The sequence below is a fragment of the Curtobacterium sp. B18 genome (assembly GCF_000333375.1).
Lineage (GTDB): Bacteria > Actinomycetota > Actinomycetes > Actinomycetales > Microbacteriaceae > Curtobacterium.
Genome location: NZ_BACZ01000129.1, coordinates 1 through 855, shown reverse-complemented (window position 1 = coordinate 855; position 855 = coordinate 1). Strand labels below are relative to the sequence as shown.

The 855-nt window shown below is 73.8% G+C and carries 2 protein-coding genes; one reads left to right on the top strand and one right to left on the bottom strand.

Annotated elements, in window-relative coordinates; all coding sequences use genetic code 11:
* Positions 1 to 53: 53 nt before the first annotated feature.
* On the bottom strand, positions 54 to 338 hold the full coding sequence (locus tag I5E_RS03525; RefSeq protein ID WP_022905776.1) for a hypothetical protein: 285 nt from the start codon (positions 336 to 338) through the stop codon (positions 54 to 56).
* A 106-nt stretch (positions 339 to 444) separates the two neighbouring features.
* Between I5E_RS03525 and I5E_RS03520 the strand changes: the two genes are divergently transcribed.
* Positions 445 to 855, top strand: a 411-nt coding sequence (locus I5E_RS03520; RefSeq protein WP_031261378.1) for an allophanate hydrolase-related protein, incomplete at its 3' end; no start/stop codon positions are given.

The following is an 855-nucleotide window of genomic DNA, read 5'->3' as shown; positions in this document are numbered from 1 at the left end:
TCCGGCTACACCGGCACCGGGGTCGCCGCGCCGTCGGACGCCGAACGGGGCGCCTAGCGGGTCTGCGTGCGGGTGCTGCCGGTGCGGGCTTCCTCGGCGGCGGCGATGACCTCGGCGTCACCGCTCCGGCCACCGAGCGGGCGCACGAAGAAGTCGATGATGCCGAACACGATCGCGCCGATCATCGCGAACATCGCCCAGCCGACGAACAGCCCGGCGACGTTCCGGCCGTCGGCGGGGGCGAGCAGGACGCTCGCGGCGTAGAACCCGACCGTCAGCACGAGGAACACGACGACGACGGTGACGAGGACGCGGTGCCAGGCGATGCGCGGGTTCATCCCCCCAGGATACGCGCCGGCCGTGGCGGATCGGTCCGCCGAGGTACCCCGTGCGCGTGCATCGTGCGACGTTCCACGCGTCCATCGACTCGCGTGGCGTCGGAGTGTGCGCACGACCACCACCTGGCACCCGACCCTCGACGAGGTCGCCGCGGACCCGGTCGGTGCGAACAGCCGGATGGGTCGGTACACGAACTTCGCGAACCTCCTGGACATGGCGTCCCTCGCGGTGCCGGCCGGCTTCGTGGACGGGCTGCCGTTCGGCGTCATGCTGACCGGACCGGCGTTCACCGACCGCCGCCTGGCGGCGCTCGCCGCGGCCTTCGCCGCCCCGACCGTCGACCTCCTCGTCGTCGGCGCGCACCTGCGGGACCAGCCGTTGAACGGGCAGCTGGTCGCCGCCGGCGGCACGTTCGTCCGCGCGGCGCGCACCGCCCCCGACTACCGGCTGTACGCCCTCGACACGGTGCCACCCAAGCCGGGGCTGGTGCGGTCGGGCGCCGGTGCTGTGGGCGAG